The 18,656-nt window shown below is 45.5% G+C and carries 19 protein-coding genes, 5 tRNA genes and 1 pseudogene; 11 read left to right on the top strand and 14 right to left on the bottom strand.

What is annotated here, in order from left to right:
• Nucleotides 1-14 precede the first annotated feature (14 nt).
• From leuD to cimA, 3 genes are read left to right on the top strand one after another with little or no spacing between them, the layout of a single operon-like run.
• Entirely contained in the window at nt 15-515 is a 501-nt protein-coding gene (gene leuD, locus UCH007_RS03560) for a 3-isopropylmalate dehydratase small subunit (RefSeq protein ID WP_012882021.1), read from the top strand.
• Nucleotides 516-1,613, top strand: coding sequence for a 3-isopropylmalate dehydrogenase (leuB, locus tag UCH007_RS03555; protein WP_046961065.1), 1,098 nt, complete (start codon nt 516-518; stop codon nt 1,611-1,613).
• 6 nt (nt 1,614-1,619) lie between these two features.
• Nucleotides 1,620-3,221, top strand: coding sequence for a citramalate synthase (gene cimA / locus UCH007_RS03550; RefSeq protein ID WP_046961064.1), 1,602 nt, complete (start codon nt 1,620-1,622; stop codon nt 3,219-3,221).
• 2 nt (nt 3,222-3,223) lie between these two features.
• On the opposite strand, the gene UCH007_RS03545 is transcribed toward cimA, so the two are convergent.
• The 3 genes from UCH007_RS03545 to UCH007_RS03535 are packed head-to-tail and all read right to left on the bottom strand — an operon-like array spanning nt 3,224 to nt 5,728.
• Entirely contained in the window at nt 3,224-3,841 is a 618-nt protein-coding gene (locus tag UCH007_RS03545; RefSeq protein ID WP_046961063.1) for a SagB/ThcOx family dehydrogenase, read from the bottom strand.
• A complete protein-coding gene (locus tag UCH007_RS03540; RefSeq protein WP_023652291.1) occupies nt 3,842-5,302 on the bottom strand; it encodes an RtcB family protein in 1,461 nt (486 codons plus the stop codon).
• 9 nt (nt 5,303-5,311) lie between these two features.
• Nucleotides 5,312-5,728: an archease gene (locus UCH007_RS03535; RefSeq protein WP_046961062.1), complete on the bottom strand. Its 417-nt coding sequence runs from the start codon at nt 5,726-5,728 to the stop codon at nt 5,312-5,314.
• Nucleotides 5,729-5,830: 102 nt separating this feature from the next.
• On the opposite strand from UCH007_RS03535, the gene UCH007_RS03530 reads away from it, so the two are divergent.
• The 5 genes from UCH007_RS03530 to UCH007_RS03510 all read left to right on the top strand — a co-directional run bounded on the left by UCH007_RS03530 (nt 5,831) and on the right by UCH007_RS03510 (nt 8,870).
• Nucleotides 5,831-6,421: a hypothetical protein gene (locus tag UCH007_RS03530; protein WP_046961061.1), complete on the top strand. Its 591-nt coding sequence runs from the start codon at nt 5,831-5,833 to the stop codon at nt 6,419-6,421.
• A 12-nt stretch (nt 6,422-6,433) separates the two neighbouring features.
• A complete protein-coding gene (locus tag UCH007_RS03525) occupies nt 6,434-7,138 on the top strand; it encodes a hypothetical protein (protein ID WP_046961060.1) in 705 nt (234 codons plus the stop codon).
• An 11-nt stretch (nt 7,139-7,149) separates the two neighbouring features.
• Entirely contained in the window at nt 7,150-7,803 is a 654-nt protein-coding gene (locus UCH007_RS03520; protein WP_012882013.1) for a thymidylate synthase, read from the top strand.
• Between the two features lie 114 nt (nt 7,804-7,917).
• Nucleotides 7,918-7,990: transfer RNA gene (locus UCH007_RS03515), tRNA-Lys, on the top strand.
• 88 nt (nt 7,991-8,078) lie between these two features.
• Complete coding sequence (locus tag UCH007_RS03510; RefSeq protein WP_046961059.1) at nt 8,079-8,870, top strand: ABC transporter ATP-binding protein; 792 nt, start codon at nt 8,079-8,081, stop codon at nt 8,868-8,870.
• Between the two features lie 67 nt (nt 8,871-8,937).
• On the opposite strand, the gene UCH007_RS03505 is transcribed toward UCH007_RS03510, so the two are convergent.
• The 4 genes from UCH007_RS03505 to UCH007_RS03490 all read right to left on the bottom strand — a co-directional run bounded on the left by UCH007_RS03505 (nt 8,938) and on the right by UCH007_RS03490 (nt 12,474).
• Nucleotides 8,938-10,173: a SufB/SufD family protein gene (locus UCH007_RS03505; RefSeq protein WP_023652286.1), complete on the bottom strand. Its 1,236-nt coding sequence runs from the start codon at nt 10,171-10,173 to the stop codon at nt 8,938-8,940.
• On the bottom strand, nt 10,155-10,910 hold the full coding sequence (locus UCH007_RS03500) for an ABC transporter ATP-binding protein (RefSeq protein WP_012882010.1): 756 nt from the start codon (nt 10,908-10,910) through the stop codon (nt 10,155-10,157). Before UCH007_RS03500 ends, UCH007_RS03505 begins: the two co-directional genes overlap by 19 nt.
• Before the next feature lie 99 nt (nt 10,911-11,009).
• Nucleotides 11,010-11,735: an ABC transporter permease gene (locus UCH007_RS03495; protein ID WP_046961058.1), complete on the bottom strand. Its 726-nt coding sequence runs from the start codon at nt 11,733-11,735 to the stop codon at nt 11,010-11,012.
• Entirely contained in the window at nt 11,728-12,474 is a 747-nt protein-coding gene (locus UCH007_RS03490) for an ABC transporter ATP-binding protein (protein WP_046961057.1), read from the bottom strand. Before UCH007_RS03490 ends, UCH007_RS03495 begins: the two co-directional genes overlap by 8 nt.
• 218 nt (nt 12,475-12,692) lie before the next feature.
• Between UCH007_RS03490 and UCH007_RS03485 the strand changes: the two genes are divergently transcribed.
• Nucleotides 12,693-13,283, top strand: a complete 591-nt coding sequence (locus UCH007_RS03485) for a phosphatase PAP2 family protein (protein ID WP_012882007.1) — start codon at nt 12,693-12,695, stop codon at nt 13,281-13,283.
• Here UCH007_RS03485 and UCH007_RS03480 read toward each other — a convergent pair.
• From UCH007_RS03480 to UCH007_RS03460, 5 genes are all read right to left on the bottom strand, one after another.
• Nucleotides 13,280-14,782, bottom strand: a complete 1,503-nt coding sequence (locus UCH007_RS03480) for a phytoene desaturase family protein (protein ID WP_046961056.1) — start codon at nt 14,780-14,782, stop codon at nt 13,280-13,282. The two genes, UCH007_RS03485 and UCH007_RS03480, sit on opposite strands and share 4 nt — an antisense overlap.
• 105 nt (nt 14,783-14,887) lie before the next feature.
• A tRNA-Asn gene (locus UCH007_RS03475) sits at nt 14,888-14,962 on the bottom strand.
• Nucleotides 14,963-14,972: 10 nt separating this feature from the next.
• Nucleotides 14,973-15,046: transfer RNA gene (locus UCH007_RS03470), tRNA-Gln, on the bottom strand.
• 30 nt (nt 15,047-15,076) lie between these two features.
• Nucleotides 15,077-15,163 (bottom strand) — tRNA-Leu (locus UCH007_RS03465).
• Between the two features lie 74 nt (nt 15,164-15,237).
• A tRNA-Phe gene (locus UCH007_RS03460) sits at nt 15,238-15,313 on the bottom strand.
• A 132-nt stretch (nt 15,314-15,445) separates the two neighbouring features.
• Between UCH007_RS03460 and UCH007_RS03455 the strand changes: the two are divergent.
• Nucleotides 15,446-15,737 (top strand): annotated as a pseudogene (locus tag UCH007_RS03455) (PadR family transcriptional regulator).
• Complete coding sequence (locus UCH007_RS03450; RefSeq protein WP_023652280.1) at nt 15,737-16,999, top strand: MFS transporter; 1,263 nt, start codon at nt 15,737-15,739, stop codon at nt 16,997-16,999. Before UCH007_RS03455 ends, UCH007_RS03450 begins: the two are co-directional and overlap by 1 nt.
• Here UCH007_RS03450 and panC read toward each other — a convergent pair.
• Nucleotides 16,996-17,829, bottom strand: a complete 834-nt coding sequence (gene panC / locus UCH007_RS03445; protein ID WP_046961055.1) for a pantoate--beta-alanine ligase — start codon at nt 17,827-17,829, stop codon at nt 16,996-16,998. The two genes, UCH007_RS03450 and panC, sit on opposite strands and share 4 nt — an antisense overlap.
• Nucleotides 17,808-18,656, bottom strand: coding sequence for a 3-methyl-2-oxobutanoate hydroxymethyltransferase (panB, locus tag UCH007_RS03440; protein ID WP_046961054.1), 849 nt, complete (start codon nt 18,654-18,656; stop codon nt 17,808-17,810). The genes panC and panB overlap by 22 nt, the downstream gene beginning before the upstream one ends.

Below are 18,656 nucleotides of genomic sequence, written 5' to 3'. Positions count from 1 at the left end.
AGCTAGGAGAAAAGATGTTAAAAGGATTTGTACATAAATACGGTGAAAATGTGGATACGGATGCCATTATTCCTGCCCGTTATTTAAACGTATCTGAACCCAAGGCATTGGCCGAACACTGTATGGAAGATATAGATTTGGACTTTGTAAAAAAGGTTAAGCCGGGTGATTTTATCGTAGCCACCACCAATTTCGGCTGCGGTTCGTCACGTGAGCATGCTCCTATTTCCATAAAAGCTTCGGGGGTTTCGGCGGTTATAGCCTCCAGTTTTGCCCGTATATTTTTCCGCAACGCTATAAACATAGGCCTGCCATTGCTTGAAAGTGCGGAAGCAGCCGAAAAAATAAACAGTGGCGATGAACTGGAAATAGATTTGGAAAGCGGCGTTATCAAAGACCTGACTACAGGTGAAAGCTTTGCCGCCAAACCCTATCCTGAGTTTATGTCCCGCCTTATAAAGGCCGGCGGTCTTATAGAATATACCCGTGAAAAACTTTGCGGAAGAGGTGTTTAGTTGGATTTCAAACTGACAGTTCTGCCCGGTGACGGCATAGGCCCGGAAGTTATGGCCGAAGGCCTAAAGGTGCTTAATGCTGTTGCCAAAAAATACAAACATACTTTTGAATATCAGTACGGTCTTATTGGCGGCTGCTGCATAGACAAAGAGGGGGTGGCACTCAGTCCGACAACGCTGGCCATGTGCAAAAAGTCTGATGCCGTTTTACTGGCAGCCGTAGGTGACCCCCGCTTTGATGACCCCAAATTGCCGGTTCACCCTGAAGACGGTTTGCTGGCCTTAAGACGCGGCCTTGGTCTTTTTGCCAATATCCGCCCGGTCAAGGTGGCTCCTTCGCTGATAAATTCCGCTCCCGTAAAAGCCGAAATAATAAAAGGCACTGACTTTATATTTATACGAGAATTGACGGGTGGTGTTTATTTTGCCAAGCCGAAAAAACGCTGGACTACACCTTCGGGTATCCGCAAAGCTACTGACAGCATGACCTACTCCGAAAAGGAGATTGAACGAATTGTGCGTGTTGGCTTTGAATTGGCACGAAGCCGCAAAAAGAAACTGGTCAGCGTAGACAAAGCCAATGTGCTGCTGTCTTCACGCTTGTGGCGGCAGGTAGTTATAGAACTAGCAAAAGATTATCCTGATGTAACAGTGGAACATATACTGGTTGATGCCTGTGCCATGAAATTGATACTTGCACCCACTTATTTTGATGTTATTGTGACTGAAAATATGTTTGGCGATATTTTAACAGACGAAGCCTCCATGCTAGCAGGATCTATGGGCATGCTGCCCTCTGCCTCTCTGGCAGGCATACCGGCAAAAGGCACTAAAACTTTCGGCCTTTACGAACCTATTCACGGCAGTGCACCCACTATTGCTAAACAAAATATTGCCAACCCCATTGCCACCATTTTAAGCATAGCCATGATGCTTCGCTATTCCTGCGGGCTGGAGGCCGAAGCTGCTGAAATCGAAGCGGCGGTTGACAAGGTTCTAGCGGCTGGTTATGCTACGATAGATATATTTAAAGAGGGCAACACCAAGCTCGGCACAGCCGAGATGGGCAGCCAGATAGCTAAAACGATAGGAGGCTAAACTCCTGTGCAGGTAAAATTATACGATACTACTCTAAGAGACGGTTCTCAGCGTGAAGGAATTTCCTTTACGGTAGCGGACAAGCTTAAGATTGCCCAAAAACTGGATGAACTGGGTATACACTATATTGAGGGCGGCTGGCCGGGCTCAAACCCCAAAGACAGCGAGTTTTTTACTCAAGCACGGTCACTTAAACTGAAAAATGCCAAAATGGTTGCTTTTGGGTCTACCCGCCGCCCCAAAGTTAAAGCCGAAGCAGATACAACCCTGAAACAGTTGATTGATGCAGGTACGGAATATGTTACATTAGTCGGTAAGAGTTCAGCCAGACAGGTGACCCAAGTGCTGGAAACCACTCTGGAAGAAAATCTGTCCATGATTACTGATTCCATTGAATACCTGCGTTCAAAATGCATAAAGGTATTTCTGGATGCTGAACACTTTTTTGACGGCTACAAAGACAACCCCGAATATTCCATACAGGTTTTGCAGGCGGCGGAAAAGGCCGGAGCTGAGGGCGTGGTGCTTTGCGATACCAATGGAGGCAGTCTGCCCGAAGAAATAGCCAAAGCCGTAGAAGCGGTAACCAAGTCGGTAAATATTTGCGTAGGTATTCACTCTCATAATGATACAGAAATGGCCGTAGCTAACAGCATAGCCGCTCTCAAGGCCGGTGCCAGCCAGATTCAGGGTACGATAAACGGTTTTGGCGAACGGTGCGGCAATGCTAATTTATGTTCCATCATACCTATCTTGAAGTTAAAAATGAGTATAGCCTGCATAACCGACAGCCAACTGAAACTACTAACTGAAACTTCCCATTATATAAGCGAACTGGCAAATCTGGTTTCCGAACCGTTTTTGCCGTATGTGGGTGCCAGCGCCTTTTCCCACAAAGCAGGCCTGCATGTCAGCGGCCTCAGCAAATGGTCAGGCAGTTACCAGCATATAGAGCCGGAACTGGTGGGCAACCATCAGCGTCTGCTGGTATCGGAACTTGCAGGCAGGTCAAATATTGTCCAAAGAGCAAAAGCTATTGGCATAAATCTGACGCCTGACTCAAAAGAAGTCAAAGACCTGCTTCAGCAGGTCAAGAGAATGGAAAGCCTGGGTTTTCAGTATGAAAATGCAGAGGCTTCTTTTGATTTGCTGGTAAACCGCACCCAAATGGGTTATGCAGCCCCGTTTGAGCTTATAGACTTCATGGTAGTAGTGGAAAAACAGCGCCGCCCCTCAGCTATGCGCAGCCAAGACGAAATGATGGCCGAAGGTATAGTAAAAGTGAGGGTAGACGGCGAGGTTATGCATACGGTAGCCGAAGGCAATGGCCCCATAAACGCACTTGATGCTGCTTTGCGCAAAGGACTTTGCCAGTTTTACCCTGAGCTTTCTTCCGTCCATCTTTCAGACTACAAGGTGCGTATACTGGAGCAGACCAGCGGTACAGATGCTTTGGTGAGGGTGCTGATTGAATCTACTGATGGTGAAAGTACCTGGCATACGGTAGGTGCCAGCCCAAATATCATCGAAGCCAGCTGGCTAGCTTTGTCAGACAGCTTTGAATACTGGCTGATTACCAAGAAATGTAAAAACTGCAAGAAACAGTAAACTTATTTGGCGGCGGGGAAACCCGCCGCAATTATATACAGAGGTTTGGGGTGCCCGCTTAGATTCATAGATTTGCATATAATTTCTTCGGCAAAAGCACCTATTACTACACTTCCTAAACCCAAAGCCACACATTCCAAATTAAAGTTTTGAGCCACATGTCCCACTTCAAAATAGGCATACTTATCAGCACAGGTGCCATATCTTTTTATAAGCTCTTCCGGCCGATAACAGATAACCAGTGAAAAGGGTGCATCTGCCACAAAATTCTGCTTAAAACACCCCTCTGCCAGTTGCTTGCGGAAATCACCATTCACTTGCAGATGAATACCGTGCCGCTCAGGGTTATACCGGTATACACCGGCTTCCAAAGCTTCTATTCCTTTGTTCCCAACGATGATATAAAGGTCCAGCGGATAAATTGCCCCGGCACTGGGAGTAGAACGCAATTTATCTACGATATCGGTAATGCCGTTTGACGCCCATAATAATTGGGATAACATCTCCATAGTCAGCCCGCGGCTTGAAAAGGATCTTACCGAACGCCGTTTGTTTATAGCCTCTTCAAGTGTCATTTTCCCCCGCACAGCGGGCAGGGCTAATTTTATAATATCAGTCATTTATCCTTTTATTACTCCCAACGGTCTGGTTTTAAATATGTTCCGGGCAATACCAGCTTTGTGAGTCACTTCCACCACATCAGCCACATCTTTGTAGGCCTCGGATGCTTCTTCCACCAAACTGCCAATATCTCCTACCCTTATACTTATCCCCTGAGTCTTAAGGGTATCTATAAGCTGGGCACCGGACGCAGTTTTTTTGGCTGCACCCCGGCTTAGTATCCTGCCGGCACCATGGCAGGTAGATCCGAATGTTTCATGCATGGCAGTCTCGGTACCTACCGCTACATAAGAGTATCTCCCCATATCACCGGGTATTATAACAGGCTGCCCTACTTTTCGGTAAACAGCTGGTATTTCAGGCCGCCCGGCAGGGAAAGAGCGGGTAGCACCTTTGCGGTGGACACACACATTTTGAATTTTACCGTCTACCGTATGTTCCTCTATCTTGGCAATATTATGGGCTACATCGTATATCTGGCTCATACCTAAATCACGCGGGCCTTTTTCAAATATTTTCATAAATACTTCACGTGCCCACTGGGTAATGCACTGGCGGTTAGCCCAAGCATAATTAGCGGCACATGCCATCGCTGCCAGATAATCCTGACCATCTTCTGATTTTAACGGGGCACAGGCCAGCTGACGGTCAGGTAAATTTATGCCATACTTTTTAGACATCTCGTTTAACAGCTGTACGTAATCAGTGCATACCTGATGTCCCAAACCCCGCGAACCGGTGTGGATAAGAAAAAGCACTTGCCCTGTTTGCTGAACTCCAAATACATCTGCCACTTCAGTGTCAAATATTTCATCTACAACCTGCACTTCCAAAAAGTGGTTGCCTGAACCCAGTGTACCCAGCTGGGATGAACCTCTGGTCTTGGCTTTAATGGAAACTTCGTCAGGGTTCGCACCGGACAAGCTGCCGGATTCTTCCGTCAGTTTAACATCTTCGGCTTCGCCCATACCTTTTTCCAAAGCCCAGCTCCCACCGCGGGTCATTACATTATCAATATCGGTCAGGCTTAGTTTTATATTACCGCCAGTACCCACACCGGAGGGTATTTTGTCAAAAAGTCCATTTAAAAGTTCGTTTATCTTTGGCTGCACTTCTTCCACGCACAGGTTCGTCCTCAAAAGGCGGGTTCCGCAGTTTATATCAAAACCTACACCACCCGGTGAGATTACTCCATCACTTATTCGGGTAGCAGCCACCCCTCCAATAGGAAATCCATACCCCCAGTGTATATCAGGCATCGCCATAGACTTGCCGGTAATGCCAGGCAAGAAAGCTACATTGGCAATCTGCTCTATAGCATGCTCCTCCCATATTTGGTTAAGCATATGCTCACTGGCATATACCAGACCGGGCACTTTCATACCTACTTTGTAGTTTTGAGGAATTTCCCAACGGTAATCATCTATTTTTTTTAGTATTCCCTGCCACGGGCTGGTCATAACTGCCTCCTAGATATCCAATAACACTTGAAGCTTGTACCCTCCGGTAATCTTTTTAACTTTAAGCAAGTGATAAGTAGCGCCCTTTACACAATGATGCAAAGGGATATCCGCAGTAACTTTCTGACCAAAACAGATAGCGGTAAGCTTAAAAGCAGAACTCACCGCTACTTCAAAACGGCAAAACACCAATCTTTGAGTGTCAAATATATATATAAGTTCATTCAGCCACTTAACCAGCAGATTTTCATAATTGTCAGCATCAAAGCTTATTGACACAGTTTTATCCTGTTTCAGGGTAGAGGTATCTGTAATAAGATTGAAAAGGCCACTGGCCATAAACGCGAAGGCATCACTCAAATTTGCCCCTTGAGCGAGAATGCCCGTATCGGCAGTATGCTGAATCAGCTTGTATCCGGAAAACATCGCTATTTATTATAACATTTTAGCCATTTGTGAGCGTAAATTTCTTTCAGCTTTAACCGTCATTTAGTATAATAGAGGCGAATAAATGAAATCGGAGTGAATATGGGCGAAATTAAGTCTGCTTTTGAAATCGCCATGGAAAAGCTTAAGGATATTGAAGAAGTTACCGAGGATGAGAAAGCCCGTTGGAAGTACCTGCCTGCCGGGGAAAAGCTGGCCACCGCCTATCTAAAAGGAAATATTAACCTCAAAGATGAACTTCAACAATACCAAGGGAAACCACGTGAGTATGTGGGAAAAGGCATAGAAAACCATCTTTTGCCCCTCATTACTCTGCCTGAAAATGAAGCCGCGGCCAATACCGCTAGCAAGGCAATGGAAGGTATAAAGGGCATCAAGGAAGATCAGGCAAACGCAGAAACAATTATCAGCCAGATAAAACAAATCATGGCACATTATACTGACCAGGGTGAAAAACAGCGCCACAGCGCTTATGACCAACTAAAGCAGCAATATTCACAATACCTGCAAAAGGCTATGCAACAGGGGATGGAAATGCCTCCGGGTCTGTCAAATGACATAGAGAAGCACCCCCGTTTTCAGGAAGAATGGCGGAAACGGAAAAATGAATTTGAGGCAAGGTATATAGAATCTCTGGCTCAAATGAAACAAGCACTTTCACAGATAAAGTAGGGGTTTATTAGGGTGGATGATTCTCTGATTTTTAAAGCTGTGGCAAATACACGGATACTCCGGCCGCCAAAACAGCGGCTGGCAACATTCGGTATTACCAATATAGATTATTATCTGCTGACTACGCCGTCTTATACTGTTGAAGAAGACGACACGTCTTCACAGATGGAAACGGTAATTAGAGAAGGGAAAGTGATAGTTCAGCAGCCGCGGATAGTCACCCCGTATTACCTGACCCGACTTGAAGGCTTCTCTGACGAAGCCAAACGCTATTTCAGCCTGCTGGTTGACCGTTATGGCTCTCAGGCACCCGGGCTAATGTATGCCTATAAAAATGAATCCAAGGGGCTGAATATTGTACCGGGGGAATTGCACACCGTAGCTCAGAATATAAGCCAACAACTGGATAAAGATAAAACCAAACTAACCACCATAATCCAAGGGGAAGATACCCTTTGGGATGTATCTCTGTTAAAATTCATCTACGATCTTACCCGTCATTCGCTGCAAGGCAATCTGTCAGATTTGGGCAGCCAGGGACGGCTGGGAATAGGTACTGATGGTGTACCCAGTGATGCCCGTTTTTATATTGAAGAACTGTTTTCTAAAACACTTCGTGATGAAGCTGACCCGAAAGAATTGAAAGATGAATTGGAGCGTTGGGAGCTTTTTAACGAATATCAGGATCGTTTTTTTGCCCTGTTTAAGAAAAAATAAGGGGAAGACTGATGAAAATTACCTCAGTGGAAGCCAGAGATCTCTCTGAAGCATGGTTTTTGTGCCTGAGGCAGGTACTTACAGACGGTTATGAGTACACTATTGAACGCGGCAGTTATTCAGGACAAAAACGCAAAGAACTGGATATGATAACTGTCCATATTAAAAACCCCGGTAACCGCCCCCTTATACCTGATGTTCCACCCGGTGTGCCTGCACCCTCCACTATGGAATACATAGATAACTACCTGCCGTATCTTATGACTGCCCACCGGGCGGAAGGTGAGCAATATACCTATGGCCAGTATCTTGAAGCCCAGATTGCCAAAGTCATCAAAATGTACAAGGAAACAGGCTTCAATACTAATCAGGCATTTATGACTGTAGGCAACCCCGAAACACTGGATTTGGAAGACCCTCCCTGCCTCCGCAGTATAGATACCAGAGTGCGTTATGGGAAACTCCATTTTATTATATATTTCCGCTCGTGGGATTTATGGGCAGGTTTCCCGTCTAATCTGGCCGCTATCCAGATGCTGAAGGAATACATGGCTGCCGAAATAGGGGTGGAGGATGGTGAGATTATCGCCATGAGCAAGGGTATGCATATATATGATTATGCATGGGATATAGCCAAAACCGCCGCCGGCATGAACGGCGTTTAGGCATTTGGCATTTCAGCTTATTTGTACTATAATGCTGAACGTTCTTTTCAAAAACAGCCTGCAGTTATTTGTCACAAACTGCCTATAGTGTTAAAATATGGATGCTTTAAACGTGGGCCGATAGCTCAATTGGCAGAGCAATTGACTCTTAATCAATTGGTTGGAGGTTCGAGTCCTCCTCGGCTCACTTTATCACGTTTCCCAAGCGGTCATGCTGGATATTGACCGCTTTTCTATTTCCGGATATTAACAGGTAATGCAAAAAGGATATTATTATGACCAAAAGGGATTTGCCCCCTCTTATAGAGTTTAAAAATATCAGCCTTATGCGCGGTGAGCGCCTGTGCCTGAAAAACATAAACATGGTTATCAATAGAGGGCAGAATCTGGCAATACTCGGCCCGAATGGGGCGGGTAAATCCAGTCTGATTAAGACCATAACCCGCGAACTGTACCCGATATTTGACCCACATGGTTCAAGCCTGCGTATACTCGGGCAGGAGAACTGGGATGTGTTTTCGCTGCGAAGCCAGTTGGGAATAATATCCGCCGAAATTTTAAGCCAAGATATCAGCCAGACCTGCAAAGAAGCGGTGTTAAGCGGTTATTTTGGTTCACCTTATCTTCATGATGCAAATCTGGTCAGCCCGCAGATGGAAACTTATGCCAAAGATATAATGCATATGCTGGAAATAGACCATCTAGCCAAAAGACTGACAGATGAAATTTCCAGCGGGGAAGCCCGCAGAGTAGTTATTGCCAGAGCACTGGTAAATAACCCCCAAAGCCTGCTCCTGGACGAACCAACTACCAACCTTGATATGAAATCTGCCCACCAGTTGCGTATGCTACTCAGCAAAATTTCAAATATGGATACCCAGATAATACTGGTGACCCATAACCTTACCGATATAATACCGGAAATAAACAGAGTAGTTATGCTGAAAGATGGCAGTATTTTTCGGGATGGAGTAAAAACCGAAATAATGACTGAGGCCAATTTTTCAGAACTTTTCGGATTTGAAGTGAATTTGCTGAATAAAGACGGCTTTTATTATCTGTATTAACACCAATTATACTAATAAGCCCTCTGTTTCCAGAGGGCTTAAATCTGTCACAAATGTAATTTTATTCTTACATGCCTTCCTGGTCGCCCAGTTTGATAGCTTTGTCCATTTCTTCCTTGAGCAGGGGAGGCAAACCCTCTACATCTACATTTAAAAAGCCGCGTACGATAGCAGCTGTAGCTTCATCTTTGTTCAAGCCCCTGGCCATCAAGTACTCGACTTCTTCTTCGGCTATCTTACCTACCGCCGCTTCATGGGATAAATCCACCCCGGACACCTTTCCCATCAGCTCAGGTATAGCATAAATAATGCCATTGTCACCCAAAATAAGGCCGCGGCATTCCAGATGCCCCTTGCAATCCGGCACTTTCCCTTCAATATACCCGCGGGAAATGATTTCTCCGCCGGTGGTGAGGGCACGGGTAATAAGCTCGGTCCGGGTATGCTTGGCATTCAGGAAAACCCGCGAACCGACATCCATTTTAGAGCCGGGTGGGCAAACCATAACACTATTAAAGCGGGCAACTGCATTTTCGCCATTCAGGTAAGCTACCGGATATGACTGCAGGTTTTTAACAGTCTTCATGATAACGTAGTTGCTCAGAAAAACACCGTTTTCTTCCACTATAGCACCGGTACGCGGGCGAACTGCAATATCCGGTGACCAGGTATGTATCATGGTAAAGGTTACTTTTGCACCTTTCTTTATAAAAAACTCGGTAACACCCAGATGCAGACCCGTTTCGGTACGATGGGCTGAGGTACAGCCGGTAATAATATGCAGCTCGGAACCTTCTTCGGCAATGATAATATTGTGGACATTCTGGATGGACTGGTTTTTTGCCATATACATACAGGATTGTACGGGGAATTCAGTTTTTACGCCGGGAAGTGCCCGTATAAAATAGCCATCCGCCTTATTAAGCTCAACGTGAGCAGTATATTTATCTGCATCTACAGATACCGCTTTCCACCAGTAATCTTTCAACCAATCATACTTCAGAGCGGCTTCACTGGTTGACATAATCTCTATGCCATCTTGCTGAGCTGAAAAATGAACCGGGCGGTTATCCATCTGGATATATGTTCCGCTCCGTTCTTTCAGGTCATCCAGTACTACACCTGACTCAAGCATGCGGGCTTTATCTTCAGCGGCAAGCTCAGATGGCTTGCTTACATATTTATGAGCTTCCGTATTATCGGTGAATTTTTCCAGAAGTATATCATCACCAATAGCGGGCTTTTTATTTATAGCAGCACCGGCTTTATCAGCCAGATTAGGCCTTAGATCTTTCGGGGACATTCTACACACTCCTGATAACCGTTCTGCTTGATGGTTTCAAGCATATCCCGTGGATCCCCGGTGCAATTTATGCGCCCGTGACAGAGCACATAACCGGTACGGGCGTTTACATAATCCAAAATATGCCCGGTATGGGTTATTACCAGACCACCGCGTTTGCGTTCGCGGATAGGGTGCTTTTTCTCTAACAAATCGTTTATAAGGCTGCCGATAAGGGCGATATTTTCCAAATCAACTCCTGATTCCGGTTCATCAAGCAACACCATATCCGGACCCTGCGCCAGTAGCTGTAGCAACTCGGAACGTTTGATTTCACCGCCGGAAAAACCGTGGTTTACATCTCTCTCCAGAAAATTTATCATGTTTGCTTTTTTGGCAAGCTCGTCAATTACGCCTGAATCCTCTTTAGTACGAAGAGAACTTCGAACCATTTCCCTCAGTTTTACCCCGCGTACCACCGGCGGACGCTGAAAACTGATGCCAATGCCCAAACGGGCACGCTCATCAAGCGGAACATGGGTAATATCTTTGCCGTTAAATATGAGCTGTCCTTTAGTTATTTTGTAACGGGGAAAACCCATGAGTGTCATCAGCAGGGTGGTTTTACCGCTGCCGTTAGGCCCAAAGATAACATGGGTCTCTCCTGCGGGTAGTATCAGGTCAACTCCGTGGAGTATTTCACGACCATCTACCTCAACATGGAGATCCTTAACCTCAAGCAGAATTTCTGAATCCATTTAAATACCCCTGTATCTATGCTAAGTACATATTAAATGTTACCAGTAAAGCGGCGGATATGCAATTTGCAGAGCAAGAATTTGCCTGCCTGTTTTGCTTTAGCGGCGTTTGGGTACGGTAAGTGTTGCCAAAACAGTAGTAATAACCGCAAACAGTATCAAAACGCCACACTGAAACCCTAATTCAGTCAGATTTTTGCCCTGAAGCATTATTTCACGCATGCCATCCACGCCATAAGTCAGCGGCAATATATTTGACAGATACTGAAGCCACTCCGGCATCTGTGAAACAGGCCAGATGACACCGCACAGAAATATCTGAGGAACAATAATAAGCGGTATGAACTGAACCATTTGGAATTCATTTTTGGCAAAACTGCTGGTGAAAATGCCCAGTGTCACCGCCCCGGTAATAATAAGCACCTGAAAGAGTAGTATCTGCCAGAGTTCACCCTGAAAGTTAACTCCCAGCACATAGATAGTAAAAAGCACAATGATAAGAGTTTGCAGCAAGGCAAACACGAAGAAACCCAAAAGATAACCGGCAACTATGTCCAGACGGGAAACGGGTGCAGCCATAAGCCTTTCCATAGTACCCTGAGATGTTTCCCTCAGAAATGAAATGCCAGTCAGTAGGAAACTGAAAAATAAGGCCAGCGTTGCCAGCATGGCCGGGGCAATATAATCAAGCACTGTTGCATCAGGGAAGCTGATACCTATAAGCCCCATAACCACCACCGGAACTACTATTATCAGCGCCATAGTCCGCCGGTCATGGAGCAATTGGCGGATAAGCCTCTGAGCAATAGCCAGTATATTATTCATGGCTGAGAGCACCTCCTGTGCGGATGGAATACAAAAAGGCATCTTCCAGACTGGCATCAGCTTTACCCGTAGCCGCCTTTAATTCTGGCGGAGTACCTTCGGCAATTACTTTGCCTTCACGCAGAAACGCCAGACGGTCACAGTGGGCGGCATCATCAAGAGTATGGCTGGAAATTATAATAGTCACACCTTTTTGGTTTAAACCCTTAAAATACTCCCAAAAACGGCAGCGCAGTTCAGGGTCAAGCCCCACGGTAGGTTCATCCAGAAATATTACCGGAGGATTATGGACAATGGCACAAGCCAGACTTACCCTCTGTTTCATGCCGCCGGAAAGATTCATCACGGCATCGTTCCGTCTGTCCCAGAGATCTACCAGCCTGATTACTTCTTCTATACGGGCTTTACGCAGTGTTTTATCCCGTAGCCCGTAGATACAGGCAAAAAAGTCTATATTCTGGCTGACTGTCAGTTCGGTATACAGGGAATGTATCTGGGGCATGTACCCCAGCTGATATTCAAGCTGGCGGCTGAATTCCTTACTAAGTATGGCAAGATATCCGCTTTTTTGGCGGAGAAGCCCCACCATTATCCGAATAAGAGTGGTTTTGCCTGCCCCGTTAGGCCCCATTATCCCGAAGCTTATACCGCAGGGAATCTCCAAACTCAAACCATCCAAAGCTTTGATGTGTTTATAATTGAAAGAAATATCCCGCAAGCTGATAGCAGTTTCAGTCATAATGTATCCCTTTCTAGTTAACGGCAGGATTTAAAAGTCTTCACTGCCAAGTACCTAAAGCTTGATACTGCCTGATTTCTTAGATATAAATACCATTCATAATACCCGCAATATACGCACTGCCGCAAGAGTGAGGGAAACATATCCGAAACTTATTAGTGCTGGATAGCAGTTTATGCTAATATGGGAATGAAGGTTTTATATACTGGGAAGGTGACTTGAAAACCAAACTGGCAAACTACATCTCCGATATTTTCAATCCGCTCACACTAAGTATACTGTTCGTTTTCCTGCTGGCTAAAGACTCCACCGAAAACTTGTGGGAAGCCATCAGGTGGTCATTTATATTTATAGTTTTGTGCATGCTGCCGATATTTCTGGTTATTTTGAATATGGTCAAAAAAGGCAAATTGCAGTCGGTTTTTTCAAACCCACGTGAGCAGCGCCATATTTTATATGTTTTAGGCTCAGTAATGGTGGGCGCCGCCCTGATTGTACTGATATTTATTGGCGCACCGGATAAACTTATTGCCGCTTTGTTTGCAGGTTTTGTTTCCAGTGTGCTTTTTATGATAGTAAATTTCTTTTGGAAAATAAGCGTTCACACCGCATTTGCCAGCGCTTTCTCCAGCATAGCCTTGATGCTTTACGGCTACAGCGCTTTGGGTTTCATGCTACTTGTACCAATGATGGCTTGGGCCAGAGTTTATCTGAAAGAACATACCGTGGGGCAGGTAACAGCCGGTGCATTGCTGGCTGGTACAGTGATAGTCACCGTTTTTAATATTTTTAATATGGTGAATATTTAAGTAGTCCGTGTAAAAAAAGGCTTTTTTTCTTTGGCACATATAAGCTGCACAGCCTGACGCCCGGAAAGAATTACCCCCGGAACACCCCCTGATACCCAATGCCCCGCCAGATAGAGGTTTGAAAGCCCCTCTAAAGTCCGTCGTGTTTCTTCCTTGAAATTTTGAAGGTTAATCCTCCAACCCTCAGGTGCACCTTTATAATTTAACGTATAACGATTCAGAGTGCAGGGAGTAGCTATATCCGTAACCTCTACCAGTTGGGATAAGCCAAAATAGAGTATCTCCAGATGGGTCAATATTTCTGATGCCAGCCGTTCTTTTTCAGCAGTGTATTTTTCCTTGTCTGTCTGCCAAAGGTTATCCCAGTAATCCCAATCCGTTTCAAACTCGGCCTGAATGACACTCTTGCCTTCAGGAGCAAAATGATTGCTGTAGTTAAATATACGGACAAATATTTGATGGATTTCCCGTTTCCCAATACGCAGCGGCTGTTTTAGAACAATGGTATTGAAAACATTTTCATTTTCAAAAGTATGTTTTACACCGAAACTGGCCGCAAAATATGGGGGGCTGAGTTCATAGGTATCAAATTTATTCTGAAGCTTTTTACCGATATATTTGCCGTCAAGCAGGTGAAAAACAGTATTATGAATATCCCCGGCCGAAATTATATAATCGGCAAAATCTTCAGTCCCGTCAGTCAGTCTGACCCCGATTGCGCAGTCATTGTTAACCAATATTTGCTCTACTGTCGTGGAGTAGATTATTTCTCCATTCAGATCTTTATAACGTTTTTCTATCTGGAGTACAAAATCTTTACAGCCTTTTGAGAGATAGCTTATTTGCCCATCACCGGCAATAGCTAACAACATGATTACAAACCAGACAGGGGACTGGGGAGTAAACAGATTATTCAGACAATCAGCCAGCCAGCGGTTTTGCATTCCCGAAGTATATTCTTCCATACTTCGTGTGTATTTGCCAGACATATATTTAAATAGACCACGCATTTTCCAGATAGTGGTAAGCCTGTCTAATCCGGAAGTGAGTTCAGGCGGATTTATTTGCCCGTAAGTGGTTAAATCTTTGCAGGAGAAAGCACCTACTGCAGTTGCCAAATCATCTATCAACGAGGTGTCGGCAGGAGAAAGCATTTTCATATCTAAAGCCAGTTCTGAAATATTGAGAGGTATATCCAATTGCCGGCCCTGTTCAATATCGATAAAACTGCCGTATGATTTTGCCGGAACAAAATTGGCAGGGTCTGCCACCCCAAGCTGGCGGTAAATATTAAATAAATCAGTGCCGTTCTTATACCCCATCATAAAGTGAATACCGCCGTCAATCAGGTATTCACCCCGCCGCCAGGTAGCCGCAACCCCACCCGGCTCAGAATGATGTTCATAAATACAGGTATCATAACCATTCATACGGGAATAACAACCGGCAGAAAGTCCGGCCAGACCCGCACCGATAATGATAACTTTCTTTGCAGACATGACGGCCTCCTGAAATACAGCCGAATAATATTCCGCTTTTGTCTAAGCGTCAATAGCGGAAAAATAAATAAAAAAACCGCCCACACAGGGCGGTTTTATATACTTTGGCTCCCGAGGTAGGACTCGAACCTACGACCAAGCGGTTAACAGCCGCCCGCTCTACCACTGAGCTACTCGGGAACGTTTTATTTGGCTGGCGAGCCAGGATTCGAACCTGGGCATAAGGATTCAAAGTCCTCTGTGCTACCACTACACAACTCGCCATAGCCTAAAAGTAAATCTTTCAAGTCCTCATGGTGCCGAAGGTCGGACTCGAACCGACACGAGGTTTACCCCCAGCAGTGTTTGAGACTGCCGCGTCTGCCATTCCGCCACTTCGGCCGGTTTAAGATTACTTTTGCTGGCTACGTTCGCTGATTAAAGCTATTTTAAGCAACTATAATACCGACATCAAATGGTGCCGAGGCCCAGGATCGAACTGGGGACACGCGGATTTTCAGTCCGCTGCTCTACCGGCTGAGCTACCTCGGCAAAAACATGTAGTATTGTAGCCTTAAGCGTTAAAGGTGTCAAGAATTTTAGCCGGTTCTAAGGCTCTCTTTATCTTGCAAGATTAGAATAATACGCATATTATATCGCATACTGATATTGCAAGGCGATATAATGGTTGACCGCGAATTTTCCCTGGGATTTATACGCATACACGTATTATACCACGCCCAAACTGAGCCAATATTCGGGGCAGAAATAGCCCGCGAACTAGGCCGGCTTGGTTATACAATTACTGCCGGCACCCTCTATCCGCTGCTGCATAGACTGCAGGAAGAAGGCTATCTGGAAAGTTTCCCAAAAGTAGAACAGGGCAAACAGCGGCGGTACCACCCCCAAAGGCTCTGAAATGCTTAATGAGTGCCGCAAACAGATAAGAGAACTGGTAGACGAGGTACTGGCATAATGATACAAAAAACAAACCCTGCGGCTTCTGAAAGAAAAATCATGGGTTTCGCACCTAACGTATTTTTTCTGGGGCTGGTAAGTTTTCTTACCGATATCTCCAGTGAGATTATTTTTACTCTTGTACCTCTTTTTCTGGCTAATGTACTGGGAGCAACTACCACCATAATCGGTTTTGTGGGAGGACTTTCAGACTCTACGGAAGCAATTTTTAAAATTTTTAGCGGATATCTAAGCGACAAGATTAACCGTTGTAAAAGCCTAGCACTATTCGGTTACGGATTTTCTGCACTTTCAAAGCCGTTTATGCTTCTGGCAAACAGCTGGGGAGTAGTAACCGGTGTCCGTTTTGCAGATAGAGTGGGCAAAGGGGTCAGATCTTCACCCAGAGACGCCTTGATTGCCAATTCGGTTGAAGTGTATGAACGAGGCCGCAGCTTTGGTTTGCACAAGGCTATGGATAGCCTGGGAGCAACTTTGGGTTTGGGTATTGCGGCGGCGGTCATATATTTCACCCAAAGCGGCAGCCTGACACTGGCACCGGAAACATACAGGACACTGGTATGGTGGGGCATAATTCCGGCTTTTCTGGCAGTGGTGGTACTGGCTGTATTTGTTAAAGAAAAACGCCGCACTCAAACCACCAAGCCCGTAGGTGAAAGGATTCGCTTCAATTTCCGCCATCTATTTTCAGACATGGACAGCCGCTTCAAGTTATTTCTATTAGTCATGTTTTTATTTACTCTAGGCAATTCCAGTGATTATTTCGTAATTCTGCGCGCACAGGATATGAGTGTTTCGGTATTGGGAATAAGCCTGATGCTGGTAGTATTTAACATAACTTACAGTCTGGTTTCACTGCCTGCCGGCATGCTTTCAGACAAAATAGGGCGGAGGAAAGTGATAGCCATGGGTTGGTTGTTTTACGCGCTGGTGTATTTGGGTTTCGCTGTTACTCAAAGCCAGACTGGCATCTGGATACTATTTGGCTGTTACGGGTTATACTACGGAATTGTGGAGGGAGTTGCAAAGGCTTTTGTGGCTGATATGATACCCTCTGATAAGAGGGGAACCGCCTATGGCTTGTATCAGGGTGTAGTCGGGCTGACTTTGCTGCCGGCCAGCCTTATTGCGGGTATTCTATGGGACACTATAGGTTCGGCAGCACCCTTTTACTTCGGGGCGGCAATGGCTTTACTCGCGGTGATTGGTTTGCTGGTATTTATCAAAGAACCATCAACGAAAACACCTGTGTTAAGTTAAGCCAAAAACATATTGTCTATCAGGCGGGTTTTACCAAATCTGGCAGCTACCAGAGCGATAGTATTGTCAGATACTTTATCCATCTCACAAAGAGTATCTCGGTCTGACAAACTGACATAATCTATTTCAGCCATAGATTCATGCCGGATTATATCAGTCATTTTCCTGCGGATAATCTCTGCACTGTACTCTTTTTCATCGAACAAACTCTTGGCCGTCAGCAGGGAACGGTAAAGCACCAAAGCCGCCTGCCGTTCTGAAGCAGAAAGATAGGTGTTACGGCTGCTCAGTGCCAGACCATCATTCTCACGCACTATGGGCAGCATTTCCACTAATACGTCCAGATTAAGGTCTGAGGCCATTTTTTTTATTATTAGGTACTGCTGGTAATCTTTCTGTCCGAAATAGGCTCTGTCGGGGCGGATTATCGTAAACAGCTTGGCGACTACGGTGCACACCCCGCGGAAATGCCCCGGACGTACAGCCCCTTCCAGACGTTCTTGTAAAACACCCGGCTCTACCCATGAATCAAAGCCGGGTGGATACATTTCCTCAACAGGCGGGGCAAAGACATAATCCACGCCGGCATTTTCCAGCATGGCCATATCCCGTTTTTCGTCACGAGGGTACTTTTTAAAATCCTCATGCGGCCCGAACTGGGTGGGATTAACAAAGATACTAGCTATAGTATTTATATCCTGTTTTTTAGAGGCTCTAATCAGTGATAAATGCCCTTCGTGCAGATAGCCCATAGTCGGCACCAGGCCAACCGGCCCGCAGATTTCACGGTGCAGTTTTTGCATCTCGGCTACTGTTCTGATGATACGCACTTTTTCAGTTCCTCCAATACCTTTTTATCAAGGGTGAAGCTTTCTTTCAAAGTGGGAAATTCACCTTTTGCAACCTCAGTGACATACTCGGATACAGCTTTTGAGATAATACTGTTTAAATCAGCATATTTTTTGGTATGTTTAGGTACAAAATCAGTAAACATACCCAACATATCGGATACCACCTGCACCTGGCCGTCACAACTTTCACCTGCCCCTATGCCTATGGTAGGTATGGAAACGGCAGCGGTAATCATAGCTGCCAGCTCAGCCGGCATAGTTTCCAGCACTATAGCAAAAGCCCCAGCTTTTTCCAGAGCCCTGGCATCTTCTAGCAGGGCTAAAGCAGCTGTCAGGGTTTTCCCCTGCACTTTAAACCCGCTTAGCTGGTTAACGGACTGGGGAGTCAGCCCTATATGCCCCATAACGGGAATGCCGCAGTCAACTATCCGCTTAACCTTGTCGGCCACATTTACCCCGCCCTCCAGTTTGACTGCCTGAGCTCCGCCTTCCTGCATAAAACGCCCTGCGTTCAGGAGTGCCTGTTCCGGGCTTAAGTGATAAGTCATAAAGGGCATATCTGCTATGACCATGGCCTTTTGACTGCCCCTGACTACGGCTTTCAAATGGTGCTGCATATCGTCCATAGTAACGCTTACTGTAGAATCATACCCAAGTACCACCATACCCAGACTATCGCCTACCAATATGGCCGGAATACCGGCTTTATCCAATATCTGGGCAGTGGGATAGTCATATGCAGTCAGCACCGCTATTTTCTGCTTGTTCTGTTTCATTTCTTTGAGTTGGCTAATAGTGATACGCAT

This window comes from Dehalococcoides sp. UCH007, assembly GCF_001010485.1.
In the GTDB taxonomy this organism is placed as follows: domain Bacteria; phylum Chloroflexota; class Dehalococcoidia; order Dehalococcoidales; family Dehalococcoidaceae; genus Dehalococcoides; species Dehalococcoides mccartyi_A.
This window is presented reverse-complemented; position numbering and strand designations above follow the sequence as displayed.

What these genes read in the sequence shown, in the direction of transcription:
- panB (WP_046961054.1), bottom strand. Translation starts at nt 18,656, where the DNA reads ATGCGTATCACTATTAGCCAACTCAAAGAAATGAAACAGAACAAGCAG.
- UCH007_RS03500 (WP_012882010.1), bottom strand. Translation starts at nt 10,910, where the DNA reads ATGGATTCAGAAATTCTGCTTGAGGTTAAGGATCTCCATGTTGAGGTA.
- UCH007_RS03480 (WP_046961056.1), bottom strand. Translation starts at nt 14,782, where the DNA reads ATGTCTGCAAAGAAAGTTATCATTATCGGTGCGGGTCTGGCCGGACTT.
- UCH007_RS03450 (WP_023652280.1), top strand. Translation starts at nt 15,737, where the DNA reads ATGATACAAAAAACAAACCCTGCGGCTTCTGAAAGAAAAATCATGGGT.
- UCH007_RS03545 (WP_046961063.1), bottom strand. Translation starts at nt 3,841, where the DNA reads ATGACTGATATTATAAAATTAGCCCTGCCCGCTGTGCGGGGGAAAATG.
- UCH007_RS03540 (WP_023652291.1), bottom strand. Translation starts at nt 5,302, where the DNA reads ATGACCAGCCCGTGGCAGGGAATACTAAAAAAAATAGATGATTACCGT.
- UCH007_RS03495 (WP_046961058.1), bottom strand. Translation starts at nt 11,735, where the DNA reads ATGAATAATATACTGGCTATTGCTCAGAGGCTTATCCGCCAATTGCTC.
- UCH007_RS03490 (WP_046961057.1), bottom strand. Translation starts at nt 12,474, where the DNA reads ATGACTGAAACTGCTATCAGCTTGCGGGATATTTCTTTCAATTATAAA.
- UCH007_RS03530 (WP_046961061.1), top strand. Translation starts at nt 5,831, where the DNA reads ATGGGCGAAATTAAGTCTGCTTTTGAAATCGCCATGGAAAAGCTTAAG.
- UCH007_RS03510 (WP_046961059.1), top strand. Translation starts at nt 8,079, where the DNA reads ATGACCAAAAGGGATTTGCCCCCTCTTATAGAGTTTAAAAATATCAGC.
- UCH007_RS03520 (WP_012882013.1), top strand. Translation starts at nt 7,150, where the DNA reads ATGAAAATTACCTCAGTGGAAGCCAGAGATCTCTCTGAAGCATGGTTT.
- leuD (WP_012882021.1), top strand. Translation starts at nt 15, where the DNA reads ATGTTAAAAGGATTTGTACATAAATACGGTGAAAATGTGGATACGGAT.
- UCH007_RS03505 (WP_023652286.1), bottom strand. Translation starts at nt 10,173, where the DNA reads ATGTCCCCGAAAGATCTAAGGCCTAATCTGGCTGATAAAGCCGGTGCT.
- UCH007_RS03535 (WP_046961062.1), bottom strand. Translation starts at nt 5,728, where the DNA reads ATGTTTTCCGGATACAAGCTGATTCAGCATACTGCCGATACGGGCATT.